Origin of the sequence: Streptomyces sp. NPDC047072 (genome assembly GCF_040643855.1) — a bacterium.
In the GTDB taxonomy this organism is placed as follows: domain Bacteria; phylum Actinomycetota; class Actinomycetes; order Streptomycetales; family Streptomycetaceae; genus Streptomyces.
Map to the genome: position 1 here is coordinate 1 of NZ_JBEYVC010000376.1, position 1,084 is coordinate 1,084.

The 1,084-nt window shown below is 70.0% G+C and carries 1 protein-coding gene and 2 pseudogenes; all 3 read left to right on the forward strand.

What is annotated here, in order from left to right:
- Nucleotides 1-5 precede the first annotated feature (5 nt).
- Nucleotides 6-53 (forward strand): annotated as a pseudogene (locus ABZ896_RS52800) (hypothetical protein); the annotation flags it as partial.
- 49 nt (nucleotides 54-102) lie between these two features.
- Nucleotides 103-375 (forward strand): annotated as a pseudogene (locus tag ABZ896_RS52805) (acyl-CoA dehydrogenase family protein); the annotation flags it as partial.
- A gap of 32 nt (nucleotides 376-407) precedes the next feature.
- On the forward strand, nucleotides 408-1,084 hold a 677-nt coding region (locus tag ABZ896_RS52810; protein WP_360946704.1), incomplete at its 3' end, for a beta-ketoacyl synthase N-terminal-like domain-containing protein.

A 1,084-nucleotide genomic window follows, 5' to 3' on the forward strand; every position in this document is an offset into this window, starting at 1 on the left:
CTGACGTGGCGGGCCTGTCCGAGAACATCCGGGTCCGCTCGATCCTCGGCCGGTTCCTGGAGCACTCCCGGGTCTTCGCCTTCGGCAACGGCGGCCCGGGTCCAGGCGACCCGCCTGCTCGTCGCAGCCGCCGGCGCCCGCGACGCCGACGCCCGCCGCGGAGCCACCACCCCGCTCGACTCCGCTGCCAAGGTCATGGGCAGCGAACTCGCCGAGGACATCGCCATCGAGGCACTGACCGTCCTCGGGCCCGCCTCCGCGCTCCCCGGACCGCTGGAACGCGCGCTGCGACTGGCTCCCGGCAACGTCGTCGCGGGCGGCACCAACGACATTCACCGCAGCTTGATCGCCCGCGCCCTCGGCCTGCCCGGCTGACGGCCAAGACACCAACAGGGGAAGGTCCGCCCATGACCGCCGATGACCGGATCGTCGACTACCTCCGGCGGGTCACTGCCGACCTGCACGAGTCGCGCCGCCGACTGCACGACGCCGAGGCCCGCCTTCACGAGCCGGTGGCGATCGTCGGCATGGCCTGCCGTTTTCCCGGCGGTGTGAACACTCCGGAGGACCTGTGGCAGCTGGTCATGGACGGGCGGGACGTGATCGGCGACTTCCCGGTGGACCGGGGGTGGCCGGAGGGTCTGTACGACCCGGATCCGGGGGCGGTGGGGCGTACGTACTGTGCGCGGGGCGGTTTTCTCGAGGATGTCGCGGGCTTCGATGCGGAGTTCTTCGGTATTTCGCCGCGTGAGGCGTTGGCGATGGATCCGCAGCAGCGGTTGTTGTTGGAGGTGTGCTGGGAGGCGTTGGAGCGGGCGGGGCTGAACCAGCAGGAGTTGCGCGGCAGTTCCACCGGCGTCTACATCGGAGGCTCGACCTCCGGCTATCTCGACATCAATCAACCCCCGCCCGGCACCGAGGGATACGCCCTGACCGGCACCCTCGCCTCCGTTCTCTCCGGCCGCATCGCCTACACGCTCGGACTGGAAGGTCCTGCGGTGAGTTTGGATACGGCGTGTTCGTCGTCGTTGGTGGCGTTGCATTCGGCGGTGCAGGCGTTGCGTCGGGGTGAGTGTGGGGTGGC